Here is a 25,465-nt window from a genome sequence, read left to right as displayed (position 1 = left end):
TGAACTCGCGGGCGGCCGGCGGCACCTCGCTCACGCGAAGTACACGCCGCCCAGCACGACCACGATCGCCGCCACCACGAACAGCAGGATCCACAGCGCCAGCTTGCCCAGGCCGGGCGGCGGTTCGTACTCGCGGGGCTCCTGGCCGGGAGCGCTCATCGGTCCGTCACCACCGCGGCCTGCGGGCGGATCGGGAGCCGGTTGACGGGACGGCCCGTGGCGGCGCGTACGGCGGAGGCGATGGCCGCCGGTGAGGTGACCACCGGTACCGCGCTGGCCGCCTTCGCGCCGAACGGGGCGACCACGTCCCGCTCCTCGACGAGCTTGACGATCCGGATCTCCGGCGCGTCCAGGGCCGTCGGCAGGGCGTACCCGGTGAGGTCCGGGTGGCGGATCAGCCCGCGCGCGCTGCGCAGGTTCTCCGTGAGCGCTATCCCGACGCCCTGGGTGACGCCCGCTTCGATACGGGCCTCCAGCTGGGCGGGGTTGAGGATGCGGCCGACGTCCTGGGCGAGCGCCAGCTCGACCACGCGGACCGAGCCGAGTTCGATGTCGACGTCGACCACCGCGCGGATCGCGCAGAACGCCATGCCGACGAAGGCGTCGCCCTGGCCGATCTCGTTGAGGGGCTCCGTCGGGTGCGGGCGGCACTGGGCGGTGGCCCACAGTTCCTTGCCGTCCATGGCCTCGGTGACGGTCGTCGACAGGACGCCGTCGTACGAGGTGATCTTGCCGTCGGTGATCTGGAGCAGCTCGGTGGACATGCCGAACTTGTGCGCCAGGGGCTGGAGGAGCTGGGTGCGGACCATCTTGGCCGCGCGTTCGACCGCGCCGCCGGAGACCCAGGTGTGGCGGCCGCGCGCGCCCGGCCCTGCCGGGGGCTGGTCCGTGTCGACGGGAGCGACGTGCACCTCGTCGATCCCGAGGGTCTCCTGGACGATCTGACGGGCCAGCGTGGTGAAGCCCTGGCCGGTCTCGACGGCCGCGCACAGGACCGTGGCGACGCCGTCCTGGACCCGTACGGTCGCCGTGGAGACCTCGTCCGCGCCCTCCGCGCCGAGCATGTGCACCATGCCGAGGCCGTAGCCGACGCCCCGGCGGATCGCGTCCGGGTCTCCCGCGCCCTCGGGGCCGCCGGGCAGCAGCCACTCGTCCTCGGGGGTGTCCTTGGGCAGCGCGGGCAGCGGGAAGTCCCGTACGGCCTGGAGCAGTTCGGCGACCGGGGCCGGACAGGTCACCGTCTGGCCGGTCGGCAGTACGTCGCCGGTGGCGAGGGCGTTGCGCAGGCGCAGTTCCGCCGGGTCGACGCCCAGCTTCTTGGCCAGCTTGTCCATCTGCGCCTCGTAGGCGGCGCACACCTGCATGGCGCCCTCGCCGCGGACATGGCCGGAGGGCGGGTTGTTGGTGCGCACGGCCCAGCCCTCGATGAAGGCGTTCGGGACGACGTACGGCCCGCAGGCGAAGCCCACGGCGGCGGCCAGGGCCTCCGAGGAGGTGTCGGCGTAGGCGCCCGCGTCGAGCAGGATCTGCGCCTCGACCTTGACCAGCCTGCCCTCGGCGTCGGCGTGGTGGCGGTAGCGGAGCAAGGTGGGGTGGCGGTGCACGTGGCCGAGGAAGGACTCCTCGCGCGTGGCCGTCAGCTTCACCGGGCAGCCGGTCTTGAGCGCGAGCAGGCCGAGCGGGAGCTGGAAACCCTGGTCCTCGCGGTCGGCGGTGGCACCGGGCACCCCGGTGACGACGACCTTGACGCGCTCGGGTTCGAGGCCGTAGCAGGCGGCGGCCGTGTCGCGGTCGGTGTGCGGGTCGGTGGAGGCGAGGTAGAGCTCGACGCCGCCGTCGGGTCTGGGCACCGCGAGGCCGGCCTCGGCGCCGATGGGGGCGGGGTCCTGGCGGCCGATGCGGTACTGGCCCTCGACGACGATCTCGCCGGCCGCGGTGGGGTCGCCGTGCTGGAGCGGGATGTGCCGGATCAGGTTGCCGTCGGGGTGCAGGGGCTCGGCCTCGAAGGCCTGCTCCGGGTCGGTGACCGGGTCGAGGACCTCGTACTCGACGATGACGGCGGCCGCGGCCATGCGCGCGGTGTCGGGGTGGTCGGCGGCGACGGCCGCGATGGGCTCGCCGTGGTGGCGTACGACCTCGGAGGCGAAGACCGGACGGTCGGCCCTGCCGCGGCCGTGCACCGGGCTGCCGGGGACGTCCTCGTGGGTGACGACCGCGCGGACCCCGGGCATCTCACGCGCGTGGGAGGTGTCGATGGACACGATGCGCGCGTGCGCGTGCGGGGAGCGCAGGACGGCCGCCCACAGCAGCCCCTCGGCCCACAGATCGGCCGCGTAGGGGAAGGTGCCCTCGGTCTTCGCGCGCGCGTCGGCGGCCGGCAGGGAGACGCCGATGCCGTGCGGAATCGGCTCGGGGGCGGGTGCTGCCTCCGCGGCGGTGGTCGCGGTGGCGGCTTCGTTGCTCACGCCTGGCCTCCGTCCTGTCCCTGTCCGTACGCCTGCTCATGTGGTCCGGAGGCGTTCGGGAACCCCGGGGAGTCGAACGCCGACGGGTGGACGCTTCCGCCTCCGGGGCCCGCCTGATGCGGAATACGTGCCTCGTCGCCGTCCGTCTCACCGTCGCCCGTCGCGTGGGCCTCGCGCTCGGCGACGACCTCCTTGACGGCGTCGACGACGCCCCGGTAGCCGGAGCAGCGGCAGAGGTTGCCGCACAGCGCCTGGCGGGTCTCCAGCTCGGTGGGCGCGGGATTGCCCTCCAGCAGGTCGTGCACGGTCATCGCCATGCCGGGCACGCAGAAGCCGCACTGCACGGCGCCGCACCGGGCGAGGGCCCGCTGCACGTCGGAGGGCCGGCCGTCCTCGGCGAGGCCCTCGACGGTACGGACCTCGCTGCCGGCGGCGGTCACGGCGGGCACCAGGCAGGAGGCGACGAGCCGTCCGTCGACCTGGACGTTGCACGCCCCGCACTCGCCCTGCGAGCAGCCGTCCTTGGCGCCGGCGAGTCCGAGCCGCTCGCGCAGCACGTAGAGCAGCGACTCGCCGATCCAGGCGTCGGTGACGGGGCGGTCGACGCCGTTGACGCGCAGGACGTAGGCGGCGAGGGGGTGTTCCTCGCCGGGGTGCGCGGGGGCCTGGCCGTCCGGGTTCTCGCCGGGGTCGGCGGCGCGCTCCTCGCCGGCCTCGGTGGACGGTTCGTCGTCGCCCTCGGCCGGAGCGTGCTCGCCACCGTGCTCGGCACCAGGTTCGCCACCGTGCTCGGCGAGGCCGTCAGCGGCTTCTACGGCCTCTTCGGCGCCCTCGGGGCTCCGGAGGGCCGCCGGTGCCTCACCGGGGCCGGACGAGGGCTGTGAGGCGGCTGCGGAGGTGCTGTCCGGGTAGGGCTCGGCGGGGTCGTGGGGCTGGGCCGTGTCGGGCGGCTCGGGGAGGGCGATGCCGCGACCGTCGGTGTGCGGGTGCGCGGAGCCGGGGGGCGCCTCGTCCGTCGGGGCGTGCGCGTCACCGTGCCGCTCGTCGGCCTCGGTGTCCGGTGCCTCGGCCGCGGGCATGTGGGCGTGGGTGTCGCCGACCGGACCACTGTGACCGTCGTCGAAGCCGCCGTGCACGTCACCGTGCGGCGCGTGCGCGTGCCGTTCGCCGGCCGGTCCGCCGTGCTCGGGTCCCGCTCCCGGGCCGCCCTGGGGCTGGTCGCCCCACGGCTGGGTCGCCCAGGGCGCCGCCGCACCGCCCGGCAGGGTCGCCGGCGGGGTGCCGCCCCACTGCTCGACCAGGGACGAGGCGGTGAACTCGCCCGACTCGTCCGGCAGGTCGCCCCCGGCGACGGGGATCGACCACTGGCCCGTGACGTCGTGACCCGGCGCGGGCGCGGCCGCGGGGTCCTCGACGTGCCACTGCTGGGTGGTCGCGGGGTTGTACGTGAACTGTCCGGTGTGGCCCTGCGGCAGCGTGCTCGGGTCGGGCCACTGCGCGCCCTCGGCCGGTACGGCCCAACTGCCCGTGCCCGCCGGGTCGGTCCCGTCGCCCGGCGTCGCCGTTATCTGCGGCGGCACATAGCCGTGACCGGGCGCGGCAAGCGGGCTGTCGGCGGAGGCCAGGAAGGCGTCGATGCCCCCTTCGGGGAGCTTCACGAAGGCGGTCGCGCCGTCGTCGTAGTCACCCTGGGGCAGCGGGTCCCAGCGGCCGGCGGCCCGGGGTGTGCCCTCTCCGTGCTGGTCGTCGGTCACGAAAGTGCCCTCCCCAGTGCTCGTCGGGCCAGCGCGGCGACGGTGCGCCGCAGGTGCAGTACGGCGGGCGGATGCTGCGGTACGGAGCCGTCCGGGGCCGGCGCCGGGTCGGGGATGCAGGCCGCGGCGACGTACTCGCCGAAGGCCTGGAGGGCCTCCGGGACGATCGCGCGGTTGTTGTCCCAGTCGATGAGCCGGGCGACCCACTGCTCGGCGTCCAGGGGCCGCAGCGGCATCGGCGCTATGGCACCGACGGCGCACCTGACCCCGCGCCGGGCCGGGTCCAGGACCAGCGCGACGGAGGCCATCGCGCGGCCCGGGCCGGTGCGCCCTGTGACCTTGAGGAAGACCTGCGGGGCGTGCAGCAGCGGCACGCGCACGTAGCCGATGAGTTCACCGGCGCGCAGCATCTCCATGCCGGCCAGCAGGTGCGAGACCGGCATCTCCCGGCGGGCTCCGTCGGGGCCCGCGATGATCAGCGTGGCCTCGAGGGCGGCGAGGACGGGCAGCGCGTCGCCCGTGGGGGCCGCCGAGGCGATGTTGCCGCCCAGGGTGCCCGCGTTGCGGATCTGCGGCGGGCCCGCCGCGCGGGCGGCGGCCGCGAGGGCGGGGATGAGGGCGGCGAAGTCGGGGCGGCCCATCCGCGCGTGGGTGAGTCCCGCGCCGAGCAGGGCGTGCCCGTCCTGGTACTGCCAGCCGCGGATCTCGCTGATCCGGCCGAGGCCGACGAGGGCGGCGGGCCTGAGCTGCCCGGAATTGACGGCGGCCATCAGGTCGGTGCCGCCCGCGACGGGCACGGCGGCCGGCATGGCGGTGAGCGCCGCCACGGCCTCGTCCAGCGTCGTGGGCAGCGTGACGGCCTGCGCCGCCTGCGGTGTGTGCGTGGTCAAACCGGCTGCCCCTTCCCGCTGCCCACCTGGTCCTGCCTGTTGCTGCCGTACGGTACGTGCTGACAGGGCGGACGTGGCAACTCTGGCACATCTTCGCCACACGCGAGGACAGGGGTCCGCCAGGAGGCGTTCGGCCGCTGTCGCCCGCCCCACCAGGGAGATAGTCCGTTTTCACACGGGATCACCCACACATGGGGATTGACACTCTTCGGTGACCCTTGAGGTCTTTTTCCCCTACCTGTTCGGGGGCGCGCCCTCGATGGGCCGGCCCAGCACTCCGGGCCGTTTCTGCCACGGCAGCGGCCCGGTGGGTGGCCGGTAGCCGACGCCCAGGGCGTCGAGCAGCTCGTAGTGGGCGGCCATCCGGCGCTCGAAGTCGGCGAAGTCCCGTTCCGCGGGGGCGGGCAGAGCGCTCCAGGCCACCTCGGCGAAGGCCGCAAGGCGGGGGAAGGTCTGGTAGTCGACGCGCCCCTGGTCCTCCATCACCTCCGTCCACACGTTGGCCTGTGCGCCGAGGACGTGCGCGGCCTCCTCGGGCGTCAACTCCGGTGGAACGGGCTCGAACCGGTAGACGTCCTCCAGGGTGCGGACGTAGGCGATGGGGACCGGTTCGTCCGCGCCCGCGTCCTGCCGGTAGTCCAGGTACACCTGCTGCTCGGGGCACATGACGACGTCGTGGCCCGCGCGGGCGGCCGCGACGCCGGCCGCGTAGCCGCGCCAGGACGAGACCGCCGCGCCTTCGGCCAGCCCGCCCTCCAGGATCTCGTCCCAGCCGATGAGCCTGCGCCCGCGCGCGGAGAGCCATTTGTCGAAGTGTCCGATGAACCAGGACTGCAACTCGTCCTCGTCCGCGAGGCCGAGTTCCTCGATCCGGGCCTGGACCGAAGGCGACTCCCGCCACTGCTCCTTGGCGCATTCGTCGCCGCCGATGTGAATGAACTCCGAGGGGAACAGCTCCAGTACTTCCTCGAACACGCCCTCGTAGAAGCGAAGGGTGTTGTCAGTGGGGGCGAGTACGTTCAAGGAGATGCCCCAGTTGTCCCAGACCGTGAGGGAGGACGTGTCGATGACATCGGTGTTGCCGAGTTCCGGGTACGCGGCGATGGCGGCCTGCGAGTGTCCGGGTACGTCGATTTCGGGGACGACGGTGATATGCCGTTCGGCGGCGTAGGCGACGATCTCCCGGATGTCGTCCTGGGTGTAGAAGCCACCGTGCGGCTTCTCCTCCCACAACGGCGAGGCCCGGTGGCCGAATTTGGTACGCGCCCGCCATGAGCCCACCTCGGTGAGCCGGGGGTACCTCTTGATCTCGATCCGCCATCCCTGGTCGTCCGTCAGATGGAAGTGGAAGACGTTGAGTTTGTGCGCGGCCATCAGATCGAGGTAGCGCAGGACACCGTCCTTGGGCATGAAATGCCGGGAGACGTCGAGCATGAGGCCACGCCAGCGGAATCTCGGGGCGTCCTGAATCCGGGTCAGGGGCAGCCTCCACCGCCTGCCGGGCAGCGGGGCGCGACGGAAGGCGTCGGGGCCGAGCAGCCGCCGTAGCGTCTGGGCGCCCCAGAACAGCCCGGCGGGGCCGCCGCCCACGAGGTGCACCCCGTTCGGTCGGACGGCCAGCCGGTAGCCCTCCTCGCCGAGGTCCTTGGTGACCGTGGGGTGGGTGTACAGCCGGACGACGTCGTCGTCCTCCCCCTCCCCCGGCGGCAGTGGGAGCCCGGTGGCCGCGCCGAGCGTGGCGCGCAGCCAGCGCTCCGTCCGCTCCGCTCCCTCGCCCACGGCCAGTTTGGTGGCCGGGCCCAGTTCGAAGGAGCCGTCCCCGTGGACCTGCACATGTCTCGGCTCGGGAATCACATCGACCACGTCAGTCCTTAACCGCTCCGCCAGGCCCCGGGACCGGGCGTCGCTGTACTAGTACGGAGAACACCAGCACCGGAATCGTCATGACCATGGACGCTGCCATGACGAGGAAATACCCCCTCAGCATCCAGATCGCGGTGATCCGGAAGCGGAAGCGGAATCGCGTGACGGCGGTCGCCGCGAGAAACGCGATCAACGCCGAGACGATCACGACACCGCGCACGACGACAAGACCGTTGACGAAATACCGACCGAAATCCCGCCCTCCGGACACGCGCCGGGCAGGCCGTGGAAAATTCACAGACACGCGAAAGGTCCCCGAGGCGCGCCGAACACGCCTCGGGGACCTCGTGAAGCTCAGCCGGGTGGCAGGACTACTTGTCGCCGCCCTTGTCGTCGTCCCCGGAACCCATGGACTCGTAGATCTCCTTGCACATGGGGCACACGGGGTACTTCTTGGGATCGCGGCCGGGTACCCACACCTTGCCGCACAGCGCCACGACGGGGGTCCCGTCGAGGGCGCTCGCCATGATCTTGTCCTTCTGGACGTAGTGGGCGAAGCGCTCGTGGTCGCCGTCGCCGTGGGAAGTCTGCGGCGTGGGCTCGACGAGGGTCCCCGTACCAGTCCCGCGCTCGGGCTCGAGAGTGCTCATATCGCCAAGAGTACTGAAGGTCACATGGATCAGTTCAGCGAAGGGTCGTCCGGATACGTGGCCACCATCGCCAGCTCGTTGCGCTGGCGCCGCAGGACCTCGCGCCAGAGTCTTTCCGGGGCCGGCGAGGAGACGTCGCCGGGTTCCGACTCTACGACGTACCAGGCGCCCTCCACCAGCTCGTCCTCCAGCTGGCCGGGGCCCCAGCCGGCGTAACCGGCGAAGATGCGCAGGCTGCCGAGGGCCGAGGCGAGCAGTTCGGGAGGCGCCTCCAGGTCGACCAGTCCGATCGCGCCGTGCACTCTGCGCCAGCCCAGCGGGGACCCGTCGACGGCCCCGCCGCCGGGGATGACGGCGACCCCGAGCGCGGAGTCCAGCGAGACCGGGCCGCCCTGGAAGACGACACCGGGCTCGCCCGCGAGGTCGGCCCAGCCCTCCAGGATGTCGCCGACGTCCACCGGGGTGGGCCTGTTGAGGACGACACCGAGGGAGCCCTCCTCGTCGTGGTCGAGAAGGAGCACCACCGCACGGTCGAAGTTCGGGTCCGCCAGGGCGGGCGTTGCCACGAGCAACCGCCCTGTGAGCGAGGACACCTCGGTCATGCCAGACATGATCCCGCATCTTCCCTCCGCGTGGGGAGGCAATGCCGCTACGGCGGTGGATGCAGCTCAGAGCGCAACGGTGCGCCGTGAGCGCACGCCGGGCGCCGGTGACCCCTTGTACCCGGCACCTAGCAGTTCGTGTTGTGACAGAGCTATGACGTGACTGGGCGGCACTTGGGCTTACAGAAGGGGGGTGGGCGGCGATTACCCTTGTCCCTTCCGGCCCCTGCCCGACTCATCGGAACGCGAGATACATGACCGTCAACGGCTCTGACGACGTACTGCTTGTCCACGGCGGAACCCCGCTGGAGGGCGAGATCCGTGTCCGCGGTGCGAAGAACCTCGTACCGAAGGCCATGGTCGCCGCCCTGCTGGGCAGCGAGCCGAGTCGACTGCGCAACGTTCCGGACATCCGTGACGTGCGTGTCGTACGCGGGCTGCTGCAACTGCACGGTGTGACGGTCCGTCCGGGTGAGGAACCGGGCGAGCTGGTGATGGACCCGACGCACGTCGAGAGCGCCAACGTCGCCGACATCGATGCCCACGCGGGTTCCTCGCGCATCCCGATCCTGCTGTGCGGTCCGCTGCTGCACCGGCTCGGGCACGCCTTCATCCCCGGCCTCGGCGGCTGTGACATCGGCGGCCGGCCCATCGACTTCCACTTCGAGGTGCTGCGGCAGTTCGGCGCGACGATCGAGAAGCGTGCGGACGGTCAGTTCCTGGAGGCGCCGCGGCGCCTTCGCGGCACGAAGATCCGGCTGCCGTACCCGTCCGTGGGCGCGACCGAGCAGGTGCTGCTGACCGCGGTCCTCGCCGAGGGTGTCACCGAGCTCTCCAACGCCGCGGTGGAGCCGGAGATCGAGGACCTCATCTGCGTGCTGCAGAAGATGGGCGCCATCATCGCGATGGACACCGACCGCACCATCCGCGTCACGGGCGTGGACCGGCTCGGCGGCTACAACCACCGCGCCCTGCCGGACCGCCTGGAGGCCGCCTCCTGGGCGTCCGCGGCGCTGGCGACCGAGGGCGACATCTACGTCCGCGGCGCCCAGCAGCGCTCGATGATGACGTTCCTGAACACCTACCGGAAGGTGGGCGGTGCCTTCGAGATCGACGACGAGGGCATCCGGTTCTGGCACCCCGGCGGGCAGTTGAAGTCCATCGCGCTCGAGACCGACGTGCACCCGGGCTTCCAGACGGACTGGCAGCAGCCGCTCGTCGTCGCCCTCACGCAGGCCACGGGCCTGTCGATCATCCACGAGACGGTCTACGAGTCCCGCCTCGGCTTCACCTCCGCGCTCAACCAGATGGGTGCGCACATCCAGCTGTACCGCGAGTGCCTGGGCGGCTCGAACTGCCGCTTCGGCCAGCGCAACTTCCTCCACTCGGCGGTCGTCTCAGGGCCCACCAAGCTCCAGGGAGCCGACCTGGTCATCCCCGACCTCCGCGGCGGCTTCTCCTACCTGATCGCCGCTCTGGCGGCCCAGGGCACGTCCCGCGTCCACGGCATCGACCTGATCAACCGCGGCTACGAGAACTTCATGGAGAAGCTCATCGAACTGGGCGCGAAGGTGGAACTGCCGGGCAAGGCGCTCGGCTGACCGCTTCCCGCACACGACGATGGGGCGGCCACCCGGTTCCGGGTGGCCGCCCCATTGACGTTACTGAGACGTGTACGTCGTCCCGAGACGCACCGTCGGACCTACTTGCCCTTGGCGGCTTCCTTGAGCTTGGAGCCCGCCGAAACCTTGACGCTGTAGCCGGCCGGGATCTGGATCGGGTCGCCGGTCTGCGGGTTGCGCGCGGTGCGAGCGGCACGGTGGGTGCGCTCGAAGGTCAGGAAGCCGGGGATGGTGACCTTCTCGTCGCCCTTGGCGACGATCTCGCCGACGGTCTCGGCGAACGCGGCCAGAACGGCGTCGGCGTCCTTGCGGGTCACCTCGGCGCGGTCGGCCAGCGCGGCCACCAGCTCACTGCGGTTCATGTTGTTACTCCCGTGTTCTTCTTGCCGTTGGGGTGTGCCTCGCGGCGGTGCCGCACACGAGGCACAGCGAAGCCGATGCGCTCGCGCCCAGGGACGCATCCTGCCCCTACCTGCTGCGGGAAAGCCAATCCGGCACCCGTAGGACTCGTATGAACACCCTAGGGGGTCACACGAACAGAGGCCTGGGCGTGGCGCCACCCTAGAGGGTGCCGTGAAGCGCCCGGTTCCGCGACGCGCCGGGCCGGGGGGCCGCCGTGGCGATCCTCACAGCCGAACAAACATACGACGCCCACTGTAGACGCGGGACCGGGAGGCCCGGACAGGGACCCTACGCCGTCGCTCCCGCGGCCTTCGCCGCCTCCCGCACCGCACCCGCGACCGCGCCCGCGACCTTGTCGTTGAAGACGCTCGGGATGATGTAGTTCGGGTTCAGCTCGTCCTCGGTGACGACGTCCGCGAGGGCCTTGGCGGCCGCGAGCATCATCTCGGTGTTGACCGTGCGGGACTGGGCGTCCAGCAGACCGCGGAAGACACCCGGGAAGACCAGCACGTTGTTGATCTGGTTCGGGAAGTCGGAGCGGCCGGTGGCCACGACGGCCGCCGTCTGGCGGGCGATCGCCGGGTCGACCTCGGGGTCGGGATTCGCGAGCGCGAACACGATCGCGTCCTCGGCCATGGCGGCGACGTCGGTGCCGTCCAGGACGTTGGGGGCCGAGACACCGATGAAGACGTCGGCGCCGCGCACGGCCTCCTTCAACGTCCCCGTCAGGTTCTCGGGGTTGGTGTTGTCGGCGATCCAGCGCAGCGCCGAGCCCGGAGCCGCGTCCACGAGGTCCTCACGGCCCGCGTGCACGACACCGTGGATGTCGGCCACGACGGCGTTCTTGACGCCGGCGGCGATCAGCAGCTTGAGGATGGCCGTACCGGCCGCGCCGGCACCGGACATGACGACCCGGATGTTCTCGATCGCCTTGCCGGTGACGCGAAGCGCGTTCGTCAGGGCGGCGAGGACGACGATCGCGGTGCCGTGCTGGTCGTCGTGGAAGACCGGGATGTCGAGGGCCTCGCGCAGCCGGGCCTCGATCTCGAAGCAGCGGGGCGCGGAGATGTCCTCGAGGTTGATGCCGGCGAACCCGGGGGCGATCGCCTTGACGATCTCGACGATCGCGTCGGTGTCCTGGGTGTCCAGGCAGATCGGCCAGGCGTCGATGCCGGCGAACCGCTTGAAGAGGGCCGCCTTGCCCTCCATGACCGGCAGGGCGGCCTTGGGGCCGATGTTGCCGAGGCCCAGCACGGCCGAGCCGTCCGTCACGACCGCAACGGAGTTGCGCTTGATGGTGAGGCGGCGAGCGTCCTCGGGGTTCTCGGCGATCGCCATGCACACGCGGGCCACGCCCGGCGTATAGATCATCGAGAGGTCGTCACGGTTGCGGATGGGGTGCTTGGACTGCATCTCGATCTTGCCGCCGAGGTGCATGAGGAACGTACGGTCGGAGACCTTGCCGAGCGTGACGCCCTCGATGCCGCGCAGTTCCTCGACGATCTCGTCGGCGTGCGTGGTCGAGCTGGCCGCGATCGTGACGTCGATCCGGAGCTTCTCGTGACCGGACGCGGTGACGTCGAGGCCGGTCACCGAGCCTCCGGAGGACTCCACGGCGGTGGTGAGCTGCGAGACGGCGGTTCCGCTCGCGGGCACCTCCAGCCGGACCGTCATCGAGTAGGAGACGCTGGGCGCCGTTGCCATGGCCGACTTCCTCTGCTTTCACCTGCGGAGCTGTATGCCGTCCGATGGTCGCACCTACTGCCGGGTAGGCGTTAGCCGCCCTGGATTGCGAACGTTTTGTTCACGTGGCCGTTCATGAGAAAGAGGCCCACGTCACACGGACGTGGGCCTCTCATCAGCCAAGTGGCACCGACCCGCCATGCTCGCCTCGCGGCAAGTGGTCCCTCTGAGGGACGAAGGTTGGGCCCGGGGGCTTGGATCGGGCCGGTGCCACATCCAGGCTAACAAACAGATCCCGTAAGGCCATTCCCGTCTCGACAGTTCTTTGGGGATCAGTCCCTGAGGAGATCGGGGACACCCTGGGCGTCCGGCTGGTCGCGGTCCCCGGAGACCACGGTCAGCTGCTGGGTCGCCCGGGTGAGGGCGACGTAGAGCACCCGCAGCCCGGCCGGTGACTCGTCCGCGATCTCGGCGGGCGACACGACGACCGTGGCGTCGTACTCCAGGCCCTTGGCCTCCAGGCTGCCGAGCGCCACCACCCGGTCGCCGAGCCCGGCGAGCCAGCGGGCGGCCTCCTCGCGGCGCTGCATGGCGACGACGACGCCGACGGTGCCGTCGACGAGTTCGAGCAGGCGTGCCGCCTCGGCGCGGACGGTCTCCGCCAGGGACCTGCCCACGGCCGTGTATCGGGGCTCGACACCGGTGGACCGTACGGCTCGCGGGGACTCGGCGCCCGGCATGGCCAGGGCCAGCACCTTCGCCGCGAGGTCGGCGATCTCGGAGGGGTTGCGGTAGTTGACGGTCAGCTGGAAGCGGCGGCGGGGGCGGGTGCCGAGGGCCTCGTCGCGGGCCTCGGCGGCCTCGTCGGGGTCGGACCAGGAGGACTGCGCGGGGTCTCCCACGACCGTCCAGGTGGCGTGCCGGCCGCGGCGGCCGACCATGCGCCACTGCATCGGCGTGAGGTCCTGGGCCTCGTCGACGATGACGTGGGCGTACTCGACGCGTTCCTGGGCGAGCCGCTCGGCGCGCTCGCGCTGGGTCTCCTCGCGGACCGGCATCAGCTCCTCGAGGCCGGTGAGCTGGTCGAGCGGGTCGAGGTCGCGCCGCTTCCTCGGGCGGGCGGGGGCACCGAGGACCGCCTGGAGCTCGTCGAGCATGGCGATGTCGTGCACGGACAGGCCGTCGCGCCTGAGCGAGCGGGCGACCCGGCGGACCTCGCCGGGGTTGAGGATGCGGCGGGCCCAGCGCCCGAGGCGCCGCTCGTCGGCCATGGCGGCCAGCACGGTCTTCGGGGTGAGCTCCGGCCACCAGGCGTCGAAGAACTCGATGAAGCTGTCCTCGGAGGTGATGTCCTCGTCGAAGGAGGACCGCAGTTCCGCGGCCAGCTCCGGATCGGTGTGCCGGGTCCCGGCGCCGGACCGCGCCCACAGCGCGTCCAGCAGCAGCTTGCGGGCCCTGGGCCGCAGCAGGTTCACGGGCGCGGTGCCGCCGAGGGCGTTGCGGCGGACACGGTCCAGCTCGTCCGCCTCCAGCTCCAGCCTCCGCCCGAAGGCGACGACGCGCAGGCGGGTGGGGGGTCCGGAGGGATTCCGGGATACGGCGGTGTCGGCGCCGTGTCCCACCCCGGGACCGCCCTCGGACTCGACGGTGTCCCCGAAGGCGAGTTGCCCGGAGTCGGACCGCCCGTGGGTCCCGCCGGAACCACCGGAACCGCCGGTGCCGACCTCCAGCACGCCCCGCGCGGCCTTCCGCAGCACCTTCAGCATCCGGTACGAGCCCTTGGCGCGGGCCACCGACGGGGAGTCGTACAGGGTGGCCTCGACGCCGTCGACCAGGGAGCCGATCGCGCGGATGGCGACCTGGCCCTCCTCGCCGAGGGAGGGCAGGACGCCCTCGGTGTAGGCGACCAGCAGGGGGGTGGGCGAGACGATGAGGATGCCGCCCGAGTAGCGACGGCGGTCCTGGTAGAGGAGGTAGGCGGCGCGGTGCAGGGCCACGGCGGTCTTGCCGGTGCCGGGCCCGCCCTCGACGTACGTCACGGAGGCGGCGGGGGCGCGGATGACCAGGTCCTGCTCGGCCTGGATGGAGGCGACGATGTCCCGCATGGTGTGGCTGCGGGCCTGTCCGAGCGCGGCCATCAGGGCGCCGTCGCCGATGACGGCCAGCTCGTGGCCGTCGAGGAAGGCCTTGAGCTCGGGGCGCATGAGGTCGTCCTCGACGCCGAGGACCCTGCGCCCCTTGGAGCGGATGACCCGGCGTCGTACGACACGCCCGGGGTCCACCGGAGTGGACCTGTAGAAGGGGGCGGCGGCGGGGGCCCGCCAGTCGATGACGAGGGGGGCGTACTCGGAGTCCAGGACTCCGATCCGGCCGATGTGCAGGGTCTCCGCGATGTCGGCGGAGTTGTCCTCGCGGACGGCTCCTTCGGCGGGTTCCACGGCGGTGTAGGCGCCGTCGGGCCCCTTCTTGCCGTCCTTGCCGAGGAGCAGGTCGATCCGGCCGAACAGGAAGTCCTCGAACTCGTTGTTCAGCCGGTTGAGGTGGACGCCGGCCCGGAAGACCTGGGCGTCCCGCTCGGCGAGCGCGCCGGGCGTGCCGACCTGGCCACGCTTGGCCGCGTCGTTCATCAGGAACTCCGCCTCGTGGATCTTCTCCTCGAGGCGCCGGTAGACCCGGTCCAGATGTTCCTGTTCGACGCTGATCTCACGGTCCCGAACCGAGTCCTGAACCGTGCCGACCGCGGTTGGTTGAGCCTGAGCGGCCACCGGGCCCCCTTCTGACGTGCTGGGCAGCCGTCAACCGTACGCGAAGGGGGCCCCGGAAGCTACGCGTCGACCTGGACGAGCTTGTTGCCGTCGGAGTCCACGACCTCGAAGTGGTCGATCTCGTTCTGGGCCGGTGCGACCGCGCCGCCGATGTAGAGCGGCTTCTTGGACTCCGGGGTCTTGCCGTCCGGGATGCCGTAGCCCCACTTGCCGACGGACCAGGTGGAGGCCGTCCAGCGCTCGCCGTTGGTGCCCACCGCGATCAGGGAGCACTTGAGCGGTCCCTTGACGCCCTTGAGCTCCAGACCGAGGGAGGTGCCCCAGTCCTTCTGTGCCATGGCGACCGTCGCGCTGACCCCGGTCGAGGAGTCGGTGGCCGTCACCTTGTCGGTCATGGACTCGAAGAGTTCCTTGGGAGTGGCCGCCAGGACCTGGCCCTGCTTGGGCCCGCCGTCCGAGTCGCCGCCGCTCGCCGCCATGGCGACGAAGGGACCGCCGATGATCAGCGCGGCCGCGGCCGCGACCATGTAGAAGCTGCGGCGCCGCTTCTGCGCACGGCGCTCCGCGACCTCGTCCACGAGCTTGTTCACGATCCGCGGGCTGGGCTTGGCGGAGAGCGACTCACCGATCGCGGGGGTGCCGGAGCCCGGCAGGTCCGCGAGGGCGGCGAGCATCGGCTCCATGCCGGCGAGCTCGTCGAGCTGCTGGGCGCACCATTCGCAGGTCGCGAGATGCGCCTCGAAGGCGGTCGCCTCGGCGTCGTCGAGGATCCCGAGCGCGTAGGCGCCGACGGTCTCGTGCTCGTTCGGCACCGGAGATCCCATCATGGAACCAGACATACCCGAACCACCTGTGCCGAATCCCTGGTTACCCCCGTACACACTCATCACGCCGTCACCCCCCGCTCCTCCAGTGCGAGCTTCATCGAACGCAGGGCGTAGAACACCCGCGAGCGGACGGTTCCGCTGGGTATGCCCAGGGTCTCGGCCGCCTCGTTGACGGTACGCCCCTTGAAATACGTCTCGACGAGCACCTCCCGGTGGGCCGGGGTCAGGTCGTCGAGCGCGTCGGACAACGTCATCAACCACAGCGCCTTGTCGATCTCGTCCTCCGCGGGGATGACCTCCAGCGGCGACGGATCGACCTCCTGCGGCCGGGCCTGCCGGCTGCGGTGGCCGTCGATGACGATGCGCCGGGCGACCGTCACCAGCCAGGGGCGTACCGATCCGGTCGCTCGATTGAGCTGTCCGGCGTTCTTCCAGGCACGGATGAGCGTCTCCTGCACCACGTCCTCGGCTCTCTGGCGGTCGCCCGCAACCAACCGAAGGACATACGCAAGGAGAGGCCCGGCGTGCTCTCTGTACAGGGCACGCATCAGCTCCTCATCAGGTTCCGAGGGCTGGGACATGCGATGTCGGGCCCTCGATCCACGTTCATTGGCCACGACAGAATCCTTGCGCACGCCCACCTCCGATGTCCGGGGGTTCCCCCAGTCGGTCGCTCGTGGAGGGGTACGGACGGGAGGGGTGGGGTGTTCAAAGGGCGACGACAGTTTTCTTCTGAGTGACGTGACGAGACAGGACATGCGCGCACATTCCCGCCGCGCGATCTTTACATTTCCACCACACAGGCAAGATCACGGCTACGGCCCGTAAGGTTGAGCGATTAAACGACATGTAATCGAAATCACTTCGACTCCCCCTCCACAGAAGGGACATAACGACCAGTCAGGTGCGCGAGAGCGCCGCGCGCCGGCGATGCCGGGCCACTCTTTCGCGGTTCCCGCAGACCTCACTGGAGCACCAGCGCCTCCTGCGCCCCCGTGACGTATCCAGGTACACGATGGGGCAGTTGTCCCCTTCGCACTCCCTGATCCCGGCCCGCGCGACCGGGTCCGTCAGCAATCCCACGGCGTCCCTGGCGATGGCCCCGAGCAGTGCCGCGCAGCCCGGCGGGCCGTCCAACTCGCGCACCAGCGCACCGTCTTCGCCGCGTACGGCGCGCGGGGCGGGCGGCGCGACACGGGCGGCGGCGTTGAGGCGGGCGAGCGCGAGGTCGTAGCCGTGACCGGGGGCACCCCTCACCAACTGTCCGATGCATCCCCGTAGTTCGCGGAAGCCGACGAGCCAGGAGGGGTCCGCGTGCGTCAGGTCCGTCCCCTCGGGCACCAGTCCCGAGCCGACGATCCAGGCGCCGAGCACCTGCGTCGAGTCGAGGCGTTCCTCGGGGTGGGTGGTCGCGAGGAGGTCCAGACAGATCCGTCCGGCGTCGAACCGCAGTTCGTACGCGACCGTGGCCGTACCCAGTGCCATGTGCCTGTCACCGCCTTGGGGTGCCCCGGTCGTCGGGAGTCGGCGAGGTGCTCGGAGGCTGTGCGGGGTTGTGCGGCTGTTCCGGGGCTCCCTCCCACAGTGCCTTCCCTCCCCCGCCGCCGGAACCCCTCTACCGGGGGCGGTGCCTGGACGCGCACGTATGCGACAGCGCGTCTCGGCCATGTCGGCGCGCAGGGGCCGGGTCCTTGACTGGGTGGCATGACACAGAGCAGCAGGAGCAGCCGACTCGTCCTGGGCGCGGCCACGGTCGCCACGGGCCTGATCGCCGGGGCCTTCTACATCTTCGCGTGCGCCGTGATGCCCGCCCTGGCCCGCAGCGACGACCGTGTGTACGTCGAGGTGATGCGCGACATCAACGAGGTCATCCAGAACCCGGTGTTCTTCCTGGGCTTCCTGGGCGCCCCGGCCCTCACGGCGGTCGCGGCCCGGCAGGCGCGGGGCAGGGACCACCGCGGGTGGCTGTGGGCGGCCCTGGCGGCTTCCGCGCTCGCCTTCCTGGTCACCGTCGTCTTCGACGTCCCCCTCAACGACGCCCTCACGCGCGACGGCGACCCCGGCGCCCTGCGCGAGGAGTTCGAGGACCCGTGGGTGGCGTGGAACGTGGTGCGGGCGGTGTTGCTGACGATGGCGACGGGCCTCCTGGTGAAGGCCACCGGGAGTCGCACGGCGGATTCGACCCGCTAGACGTCCCCGTACTTGGTGTCGGCCGCCGGGTCCAGCGCCAGCCGGTACCCCCGCTTCACCACCGTCTGGATCAGCTTCGGCGCCCCCAGGGCCGTACGGAGGCGCGCCATCGCCGTCTCCACGGCGTGCTCGTCGCGCCCTGCGCCCGGCAGCGCCCGCAGCAGCTCCGCCCGCGACACCACCCATCCCGGCCGCCGGGACAGCGCCCGCAGCAGGGACATCCCGGCCGGCGGCACCGGCCGCAGCACCCCGTCGACCAGCACCGCGTGCCCCCGGATCTCCACCCGGTGGCCGCCGATGGGCAACGCCCGGGCCCGCCCGGGAAGCTCCTGGCACAGCAGCTGCACGAGCGGCCCGAGCCGGAAACGCTCGGGCGCGACGGTGTCCACCCCGCGTGCCTGCAACGGCAGCGCGGTCACCGGCCCGACACACGCCGGCAGCACGTCGTGGTTGAGGGCGGCGAGCAGCTCCGGCAGCAGACCCCGGTCCTCGGCGCGCGACAGCAGCGAGGCCGCGGCGGGCGCACTGGTGAAGGTCAGCGCGTCCAGGCCCCGCGAGACCGCCGCGTCCAGCAGCCGGTCCACCGGCCCGATGTCCTCCGGCGGCATCCACCGGTACACCGGCACGCCCACGACCTCCGCGCCGCCGGCCCGCAGCGCCTCCACGAACCCGGGCAGCGGCTCGCCGTGCAGCTGGATGGCGACCCGGCGCCCCTCGACCCCCTCCTCGAGCAGCCGGTCCAGCACCTCGGCCATGGACTCGGACGACGGCGACCAGTCCTCCGTCAGCCCGGCGGCCCGGATGGATCCCTTGACCTTGGGGCCGCGCGCGAGCAGTTCGACCTCGCGCAGCCGGTCGAGCAGCGCCTCACCGAGCCCCCAGCCGTCGGCGGCCTCGACCCATCCCCGAAAGCCGATGGCGGTGGTGGCCACCACCACGTCCGGGGCCTGGTCGATCAGGTCCTTCGTCGCCGCCAGCAGCTCGCTGTCGTCGGAGAGCGGCACGATCCGCAGGGCGGGCGCGTGCAGGACCGCGGCCCCGCGACGCTGGAGCAGCGCACCGAGTTCGTCCGCCCGGCGCGCGGCCGTGACTCCCACGGTGAACCCCGCGAGGGGGCCGTGCTGCTCTGCTGCCTGCTGTTGCTCGTACATGGCTCTCGTCCCGCACTCGAGTCGTCGTACACAGTCGTACGTCGTCGTCCCTACATGCCGACCGAGCCTGTCAACGGCTCGTGACAGGCTCGGTTCCGGTTCATGTCGCCAGTGTTACGTCACACCTCGGCGTAGTTGAGCTGCGGCTTCGCCTCCGCCGCCGCCGTGGTCTGCCCCTTGGCGGCCGTACGGCGAAGGTATACGGCCCAGGTGACCCCGAAGCAGGCCGCGTAGAAGGCGAGGAAGGCGACGAACGCGCCGGTCCCGGAGCCGTAGGAGAGGAAGGACTGGCGGAAGGCCAGGTTGATGCCGACACCGCCGAGCGCGCCGACCGCGCCGATCAGGCCCATCGAGGCACCGGAGAGACGGCGGCCGTAGGCGGCGGCCTCCTCGCCTTCGAGCCCCTTGCCCAGGGCCTTCGTGTGGAAGATGCCGGGGATCATCTTGAAGGTCGAGCCGTTGCCGAGACCGCTGAGGACGAACAGCACCACGAAGGCGACGGTGAACAGTCCGAGCGACTTCTGCATGCTGGCGGCGATGAGGACGGCGGTCGCTGCGGCCATCGCGACGTAGTTCCACAGCGTGATCTTCGCGCCGCCGTACTTGTCGGCCAGCGCGCCGCCCACCGGACGGATCAGCGAGCCGAGCAGCGGGCCGATGAAGGTGACGTACGCGGCCTCCAGCGGGGTCCGGCCGAACTGGTTCGTCAGTACCTGGCCGAAGGCGAAGCTGTAGCCGATGAACGAGCCGAACGTGCCGATGTAGAGGAAGGACATGATCCAGGTGTGACCGTCACGCGCGGCGTCCTTGGCGGCGCCGGTGTCGTTCTTCACGTTCTCGATGTTGTCCATGAAGACCGCGGCGAGGACGGCGGCGACGAGGATCAGCGGGATGTAGATCCCGAGCAGCACCCGGGGGCCACCGCTGGCGCCGATGATCGCGAGGGCGACCAGCTGGATGACCGGGACGCCGATGTTGCCGCCGCCGGCGTTGAGCCCGAGGGCCCATCCCTTCTTACGGAGGGGGAAGAACGCGTTGATGTTGGTCATCGACGAGGCGAAGTTGCCGCCGCCGATACCGGCCAGCAGGCCGACCAGCAGGAAGGTGTTGAACGAGGTCCCCGGCTCCATCACCGTGAACGCGGCGATGGTGGGGATGAGGAGGAGGCTGGCCGAGATGATCGTCCAGTTCCGGCCACCGAAGATGGCGACGGCGAAGGTGTACGGCACGCGGACGACGGCCCCGACGAGCGTCACCATGGACGTCAGCAGGAACTTGTCGGCCGGGGTCAGCCCGTACTCCGGGCCCATGAAGAGCACCAGCACGGACCACAGGGTCCAGATCGAGAACCCGATGTGCTCGGAGAGAACGGAGAAGAGCAGGTTCCGCTTGGCGACCTTCTCTCCGGTCTCCTTCCAGAAGGTCTCGTCCTCCGGATCCCACTGCTGGATCCAGCGGCCGCCCCTGCTCGGGGGTGCGGGGGCTGTGCTAGGGGCTGTCATGACGCCTCCACGGTGCGACGGGGCTCAGGTCCTGCTTCGAGTGGCTGATCCCGAAGGTAGGGAGGATGCGTTTCCTGCCTGTGGCACCGGGTGACCGGAAAGGAACTTTGCTCTCACCCCGGCGGGGGGCGGGATGAGAGGTCGTGGGTGCTTTGTGTTACGAAACCCTCCGCGTCAGTACTCGTCGTCCTGGGAGTTCTCGTAGTCCTCAAGGATCCGCAAGGCGAACTCTCGAGCTCGATGACGGAGAAGTGCCGGCGCGCCTCGTGGACGTCCATCAGGTCCTGGGGGTGGCCGCGGTCGACGAGGGCACGCATCGCCTCGACCGCGATGCTCTGCGGATCAGCCCTTCGCTTCGAGGCAAAGGGTGCGTACGCGACCGGGACTTCGCTCAGGGCCGGAAAACCTTCACACCGCGCTCTCAGGAGGCGTGCGCCGCGACCCCGCCCCGACGCCGGCGCGAGCCGTTCGGCCACAACCGCGGCCTCCGTTTCGCCGCCAGGTCCTCGATCCACCCGAAGGCCAGGATCGCCAGCCCGATCAGTGGCCACACCAGGAAGAACATCCACAGCGTGTCCGTGGAGTCGAGGGCCGCGACCGCGCGGTCGCTCTGCATGAAGGGGAGGTCGTAGGCCAGGTCGATGATCGGGACCGTGGCCATGATGAGGAGGTTGTGCCAGAGGTAGATCGTGACGGCGCGGTTGTTGGAGAGGGTCACCAGCTTGTCCCAGCGGGCCAGGCGGCCCGGGAGTTCCTGCCAGGACGGTGAGTACTGGAGCAGGATGACCACGAAGCCGAAGGACCAGGCCGCCTGGGCGAGCGGGATGTCGTTGAGGTCCCAGCCCTCGGGGCCCAGGTGGCCGGAGGCCCACCACAGGGCGAAGGACATCACCAGGAACGAACCGGAGACGGCGAGATAGCGCGGGACCTTCGCCAGCACCCCCTCGTGGTGCGCGAAACCGAGGACCCAGCAGCTGCCGTAGACCGCGAAGTCGGTGACCGCGTTGCCGAGTTCGCCGGGGATCGTCACGAGGCCCGTGCCCACGACGGCCGTCAACGCCAGCGGCGCGAGCAGCGTCGCCCACGGAACCCTGCGGAACGCCCAGAGCAGCAGCGGGGAGGCGAGCACGAACCACAGGTACGCGCGGAGGTACCAGAGCGGGCCCACCGCCTGGTCCGCCCACGTGCTCTCCAGGAGGTCGGACGGGAAGCCGACCTCCCAGGGGTACGGCGGCGCCCCGATCGGGATGACGTAGTTCACCAGCTCCAGCAGGCCCCAGGTACCGCTGTGGTCGGGGTCCTCCGAGAGGTTCCAGCCTCCGACGAACATCAGCGGCAGCACCACCGCGCTGAACGCCCAGAGGGGAGGCAGCAGTCGGCGGGTCCTGCCCCTGATCACGCTCAGCGCCGGGCGGTTCAGCGAGCGTGCCATCAGCGAGCCCGCCAGCGCGAACATCACGCCCATGGAGGGGAACAGCACGGTCAGCCATGCCCAGCCGAAGAGGTGGTAGAGGACCACCCGGACCAGGGCCAGGGAGCGGAGAAGGTCGAGGTAGCGGTCGCGGCCGGGTGCCTTGGGCGGGGCAGCCGCGTCACGCTGCCCCGCCGTGTACTCCTGCGTCATCCGACCGGCCTCCGCTCGTCACTCTCACTGCGCGCCTGCTGCCGCGGTACCGGTCCGCCCGGTGCCTCGACGACCCCCGTGCGGCGCAGCTTCTGCCAGCGCAGGCGGCCTCCGGTGAGGGCCGTGATCCAGGACTGGAGCAGCACGACGTACATGAGCTGGCGGTAGAGGATCTGTTGCAGCGGCAGCGAGATCAGGTGGGTCATGCGTTCCCGGTCGAGGCGGAACGCGTAGGCGGCGCAGACCAGCTGGATCGCGAGGACGCCCAGCCAGGCCACGATCGTCTTCTCGGTCGGGCCGAACACGACGCCGTACAGAAGGAAGATGTCGATCAGCGGGGCCAGCAGCGGGGCCACCACCATGAACAGCGACACCAGCGGCAGCCCCACGCGGCCGAAGCGGCCCGACGGGCCCCGCTCGACCAGCGCGCGCCGGTGCTTCCAGATCGCCTGCATGGTGCCGTACGACCACCGGTAGCGCTGCGACCAGAGCTGCTGGACGGACTCCGGTGCCTCGGTCCACGCGCGCGCCTTCTCGGCGTAGACCACGCGCCAGCCGTCCCGGTGCATGGCCATCGTGATGTCGGTGTCCTCGGCGAGGGTGTCGTCGCTCATGCCGCCGACGCGTTCCAGCGCGGACCGGCGGAAGGCTCCCACCGCGCCCGGGATGGTCGGCATGCAGCGCAGGATGTCGTACATCCGGCGGTCGAGGTTGAAGCCCATCACGTACTCGATGTGCTGCCAGGCGCCGATCATGGAGTCGCGGTTGCCGACCTTGGCGTTGCCGGCGACGGCTCCTACGCGCGGGTCGCCGAAGGGCTGGACCAGTTCGCGGACCGTGGACGGTTCGAAGACGGTGTCGCCGTCCATCATGACGATGATGTCGTGGCGGGCGTTCGCCAGGCCGCGGTTGAGCGCGGCGGGCTTGCCCGCGTTGAGCTGGCGGACCACCCGGACGTTGGGCAGGCCCATCGCCTCGACGATCCGCGCGGTGCCGTCGCTCGAACCGTCGTCGATGACGAGCACCTCGATGGGGTGCTCGCTCGCCATCAGTGAACGGACGGTGTTCTCGATGCACTTGGCCTCGTTGTACGCCGGGACCAGTACCGACACCGGCTGGGTGACCGGCTCTCCCCAGCGGAAGTCCTTGCGGCGCACCCGGCGGGCGTGGACGCCCGAGAGCAGGAGCATGAGGACGAAGCGGGCGATGACCAGGGAACCGATGATCGAGAGCCCGACGACGAGGACGTCGGTGATGTGCTCGGAGGCCTGGACCAGGAAGATCCACGCCTTGCCCTTCCACAGTTCGGGCCCGGCGACGGCGGTGTGGGCGGAGGGGGCGTCGAGGGCCTCGGTGAGGTTGTCGAACTCGTAGCCCTTGTCCTTCATCTCCGGCAGGAACCGGTCGAGCGCCTGGACCGTCTGGTGGCGGTCGCCGCCGGAGTCGTGCATCAGCACGATCGCGCCCTTGCCGGGCTTCGGCGTGGCGTTGCGGATGATGCGGCGGACGCCGGGCTTCTGCCAGTCCTCGCTGTCGGTGTTGTTGACGACGGTGATGTAGCCGCGCGTGCCGATGTACTCGGTGACCGGCCAGGACTTGTCGTCCATGGCGTCGGCGAAGGAGGAGTAGGGCGGGCGGAAGAGCGAGGTGCGGATCCCGGCCGCGCCGGCGAGCGCGAGCTGGTTCTGGGAGAGCTCCCAGTCGATGCGTTTCTTCGACTGGAAGGACAGGTCGGGGTGGTTGAAGGTGTGCAGCCCGACCTCGTGGCCCTCGTCGACCATGCGCTTGACCAGGTCCGGGTAGCGGGAGGCCATGGTGCCGGTGACGAAGAAGACCGCGTGCGCGTGGTGCTTCTTCAGGACGTCCAGGACCTTGGGGGTCCAGGTCGGGTCGGGGCCGTCGTCGAAGGTGAGGACGAGCCGGCGGTCCGGCATCTTCAGGCTGGTGGCCTTGCCGCCGCGGGTGTCGATCACCGGGCCGCCGTCGATGATGTTCTCCGGGACCTTGTCGGTGGCGGCCTCGGGCTGGATGCGGTGGTCGGCGAGGATCTCGCTGTGGACGTAGCCGCGCAGCATCAGCATCGCCATGAGGGCGACGAGGACGAGCACGGGCAGCAGCAGGCGCATGGGCAGGCGACGGCGCCTGGAGCCGACGGGGGCTCCTGGTGCGGACCCCGGGCGGCGGGTGCGGGATGCCATCAGAGGATGTTCTCCGGGGACGGGGAGGAGAGCGGGGCGCCCGAGGGCGCGGGAGCGGCGGTGCCGGAGGTCTCCGACGCGATGGGCGAGGGTTCGGCCGGGCCGTCGGCGACCGTGCCGGGCCCGGCGCTGCCACCACCCGTGGTCTGGGTCGGGGCGACCGAGGGGTCGGGGCTGGTGGTGACGGGCGGGGTCACCGAGGGGCTGGGCGGCGGGGTGACCGACGGGGACGGCTGCGTGGACGGGTCCGCGCTGACCGACGGGTTGCCGCCCGGCCGGGTGGCGGTCGCCGACGGGTCGGCGGACACTCCCGACCGGCCCGGGCTCACGGTGGCGCCGGGCGCGGTGCCACCGACTCCGGGAGCCGGCGTCACACCGCCGCTGACCGTCGGGGTGGTCCCCGGGATGACACCTCCGGCGTCGGAGGGCTCGGCGGGCCGGGCCGGCAGCGGGCTGGTGTCGACCTTGCCGGCCGGGGTGTCGTCCTTCGGGCCGGTCACGGGCAGCCAGGGCGCGTTGGAGTTGCCGGACAGCAGGGTGACGACGATGACGACGGCGTAGACCGCGCAGGCCAGGCCGACGGCGATGCCGATCCGGCGGAAGCGGCGGCTGCGCCGGCCCGACTCGTCGACGAAGACCGGGGCGTCGGAGCCCTCGGATCCGCCGTCGGCGCCGGGGCGGCCCTCGATGCGGTGGTCGCCGTTCACGCCGATCGCGTCGAGCTGGACGGTCACCTCGTGCGGGTCGTGGTGGTGACCCGCACCGCTGTCGGACTCGTCCCAGGGGTCGCGTACGACGGCTCTGCGGCCGGCCGGCTCGGGGCCGTCCAGGGCGCGGTCGGCTCGCGGAGCCCCCGGGAAGTCCCGGCCGGCGCTCTTTCCCGACAGCACCTCGGTGCGCTCGGGCGTCGGCTCGGGGCCTTCGGACGCGACCGAACGGGAGAGACCCCCAGCCGGGACCCCGGCCGCGCCGATCACTTCGGCTGCCCCGGCCGGACCGGTGGCTCCGGTGGCTCCGGCGGCTCCGAACACGTCGGCCTCGCCGGTGGCTCCGGTTTCCGGGAACGTCTGTGTCGCGCCCCCCGTCGCCGGTATGTCCTGGGTGCCTGATGCGACCTCGGGCCATTCCGGTTGGGCGTCTTCTCGCCACTTTTTCACGCGCACGCACATCCCCCCACGGGCTGTTCTGGGCGCGCTTCGACCTTGAGCACACGTCGGCTGAACCGGGCCCCCACCCGGTCCGAGCGCCCCCTTTACCACACCGTGCTCAGGCCACGA

20 protein-coding genes and 1 pseudogene are annotated in these 25,465 nt (G+C 71.2%); 2 read left to right on the top strand and 19 right to left on the bottom strand.

Features of this window, described 5'->3' with window-relative positions:
• Positions 1-30: 30 nt before the first annotated feature.
• From ACFYZ8_RS00440 to ACFYZ8_RS00405, 8 genes and pseudogenes are all read right to left on the bottom strand, one after another.
• Positions 31-159 (bottom strand): hypothetical protein, encoded by a 129-nt coding sequence (locus tag ACFYZ8_RS00440; protein ID WP_359030548.1) that lies wholly within the window; start codon positions 157-159, stop codon positions 31-33.
• A complete protein-coding gene (locus ACFYZ8_RS00435) occupies positions 156-2,465 on the bottom strand; it encodes a molybdopterin cofactor-binding domain-containing protein (protein WP_359030549.1) in 2,310 nt (769 codons plus the stop codon). The genes ACFYZ8_RS00440 and ACFYZ8_RS00435 overlap by 4 nt, the downstream gene beginning before the upstream one ends.
• Complete coding sequence (locus ACFYZ8_RS00430; RefSeq protein WP_388542048.1) at positions 2,462-4,219, bottom strand: 2Fe-2S iron-sulfur cluster-binding protein; 1,758 nt, start codon at positions 4,217-4,219, stop codon at positions 2,462-2,464. The genes ACFYZ8_RS00435 and ACFYZ8_RS00430 overlap by 4 nt, the downstream gene beginning before the upstream one ends.
• A complete protein-coding gene (locus ACFYZ8_RS00425; RefSeq protein ID WP_359030551.1) occupies positions 4,216-5,109 on the bottom strand; it encodes an FAD binding domain-containing protein in 894 nt (297 codons plus the stop codon). Before ACFYZ8_RS00425 ends, ACFYZ8_RS00430 begins: the two co-directional genes overlap by 4 nt.
• Positions 5,110-5,343: 234 nt before the next feature.
• Positions 5,344-6,972, bottom strand: a complete 1,629-nt coding sequence (locus tag ACFYZ8_RS00420) for a beta-N-acetylhexosaminidase (RefSeq protein ID WP_388542049.1) — start codon at positions 6,970-6,972, stop codon at positions 5,344-5,346.
• A gap of 1 nt (position 6,973) precedes the next feature.
• Positions 6,974-7,249, bottom strand: a pseudogene (locus ACFYZ8_RS00415) (hypothetical protein); the annotation flags it as partial.
• 94 nt (positions 7,250-7,343) lie between these two features.
• Entirely contained in the window at positions 7,344-7,622 is a 279-nt protein-coding gene (locus ACFYZ8_RS00410; RefSeq protein ID WP_123761082.1) for a DUF3039 domain-containing protein, read from the bottom strand.
• Between the two features lie 29 nt (positions 7,623-7,651).
• Entirely contained in the window at positions 7,652-8,224 is a 573-nt protein-coding gene (locus tag ACFYZ8_RS00405; RefSeq protein WP_359030553.1) for a YqgE/AlgH family protein, read from the bottom strand.
• Positions 8,225-8,478: 254 nt separating this feature from the next.
• Between ACFYZ8_RS00405 and murA the strand changes: the two genes are divergently transcribed.
• Complete coding sequence (gene murA / locus ACFYZ8_RS00400; RefSeq protein ID WP_359030554.1) at positions 8,479-9,825, top strand: UDP-N-acetylglucosamine 1-carboxyvinyltransferase; 1,347 nt, start codon at positions 8,479-8,481, stop codon at positions 9,823-9,825.
• Between the two features lie 101 nt (positions 9,826-9,926).
• On the opposite strand, the gene ACFYZ8_RS00395 is transcribed toward murA, so the two are convergent.
• The 6 genes from ACFYZ8_RS00395 to ACFYZ8_RS00370 form a co-directional block, all read right to left on the bottom strand.
• Positions 9,927-10,208 carry an HU family DNA-binding protein gene (locus ACFYZ8_RS00395; protein WP_007382399.1) on the bottom strand — a complete coding sequence of 94 codons (282 nt, stop codon included), beginning with the start codon at positions 10,206-10,208 and terminating at the stop codon, positions 9,927-9,929.
• Between the two features lie 328 nt (positions 10,209-10,536).
• Complete coding sequence (locus ACFYZ8_RS00390; protein ID WP_388542052.1) at positions 10,537-11,952, bottom strand: NAD-dependent malic enzyme; 1,416 nt, start codon at positions 11,950-11,952, stop codon at positions 10,537-10,539.
• A gap of 311 nt (positions 11,953-12,263) precedes the next feature.
• The gene (locus ACFYZ8_RS00385) at positions 12,264-14,696 is read right to left on the bottom strand and encodes a HelD family protein (RefSeq protein ID WP_388542054.1); all 2,433 of its coding nucleotides are present in this window, start codon (positions 14,694-14,696) and stop codon (positions 12,264-12,266) included.
• A 59-nt stretch (positions 14,697-14,755) separates the two neighbouring features.
• Entirely contained in the window at positions 14,756-15,535 is a 780-nt protein-coding gene (locus ACFYZ8_RS00380) for an anti-sigma factor family protein (protein WP_388542055.1), read from the bottom strand.
• A 47-nt stretch (positions 15,536-15,582) separates the two neighbouring features.
• Entirely contained in the window at positions 15,583-16,104 is a 522-nt protein-coding gene (locus tag ACFYZ8_RS00375) for a sigma-70 family RNA polymerase sigma factor (RefSeq protein ID WP_010039908.1), read from the bottom strand.
• Between the two features lie 319 nt (positions 16,105-16,423).
• Positions 16,424-17,008 (bottom strand): CGNR zinc finger domain-containing protein, encoded by a 585-nt coding sequence (locus tag ACFYZ8_RS00370; RefSeq protein WP_388542057.1) that lies wholly within the window; start codon positions 17,006-17,008, stop codon positions 16,424-16,426.
• Positions 17,009-17,227: 219 nt separating this feature from the next.
• Here ACFYZ8_RS00370 and ACFYZ8_RS00365 point away from each other — a divergent pair, with 219 nt between their 5' ends.
• Entirely contained in the window at positions 17,228-17,713 is a 486-nt protein-coding gene (locus ACFYZ8_RS00365; protein WP_388542059.1) for a DUF1772 domain-containing protein, read from the top strand.
• Here the strand turns inward: ACFYZ8_RS00365 and ACFYZ8_RS00360 are convergent.
• The 5 genes from ACFYZ8_RS00360 to ACFYZ8_RS00340 form a co-directional block, all read right to left on the bottom strand.
• Positions 17,710-18,864, bottom strand: a complete 1,155-nt coding sequence (locus ACFYZ8_RS00360; protein ID WP_359030560.1) for a uroporphyrinogen-III synthase — start codon at positions 18,862-18,864, stop codon at positions 17,710-17,712. The two genes, ACFYZ8_RS00365 and ACFYZ8_RS00360, sit on opposite strands and share 4 nt — an antisense overlap.
• A gap of 119 nt (positions 18,865-18,983) precedes the next feature.
• Entirely contained in the window at positions 18,984-20,366 is a 1,383-nt protein-coding gene (locus ACFYZ8_RS00355; protein ID WP_359030561.1) for a nitrate/nitrite transporter, read from the bottom strand.
• A gap of 421 nt (positions 20,367-20,787) precedes the next feature.
• Positions 20,788-21,990: an acyltransferase gene (locus ACFYZ8_RS00350; protein ID WP_388542061.1), complete on the bottom strand. Its 1,203-nt coding sequence runs from the start codon at positions 21,988-21,990 to the stop codon at positions 20,788-20,790.
• A complete protein-coding gene (locus tag ACFYZ8_RS00345; protein ID WP_388542063.1) occupies positions 21,987-24,188 on the bottom strand; it encodes a glycosyltransferase in 2,202 nt (733 codons plus the stop codon). Before ACFYZ8_RS00345 ends, ACFYZ8_RS00350 begins: the two co-directional genes overlap by 4 nt.
• The gene (locus ACFYZ8_RS00340) at positions 24,188-25,219 is read right to left on the bottom strand and encodes a hypothetical protein (RefSeq protein ID WP_359030564.1); all 1,032 of its coding nucleotides are present in this window, start codon (positions 25,217-25,219) and stop codon (positions 24,188-24,190) included. The genes ACFYZ8_RS00345 and ACFYZ8_RS00340 overlap by 1 nt, the downstream gene beginning before the upstream one ends.
• Between the last annotated feature and the right edge of the window lie 246 nt (positions 25,220-25,465).

It is taken from the genome of Streptomyces sp. NPDC001668 (assembly GCF_042893155.1).
Classification (GTDB): domain Bacteria; phylum Actinomycetota; class Actinomycetes; order Streptomycetales; family Streptomycetaceae; genus Streptomyces.
This window is presented reverse-complemented; position numbering and strand designations above follow the sequence as displayed.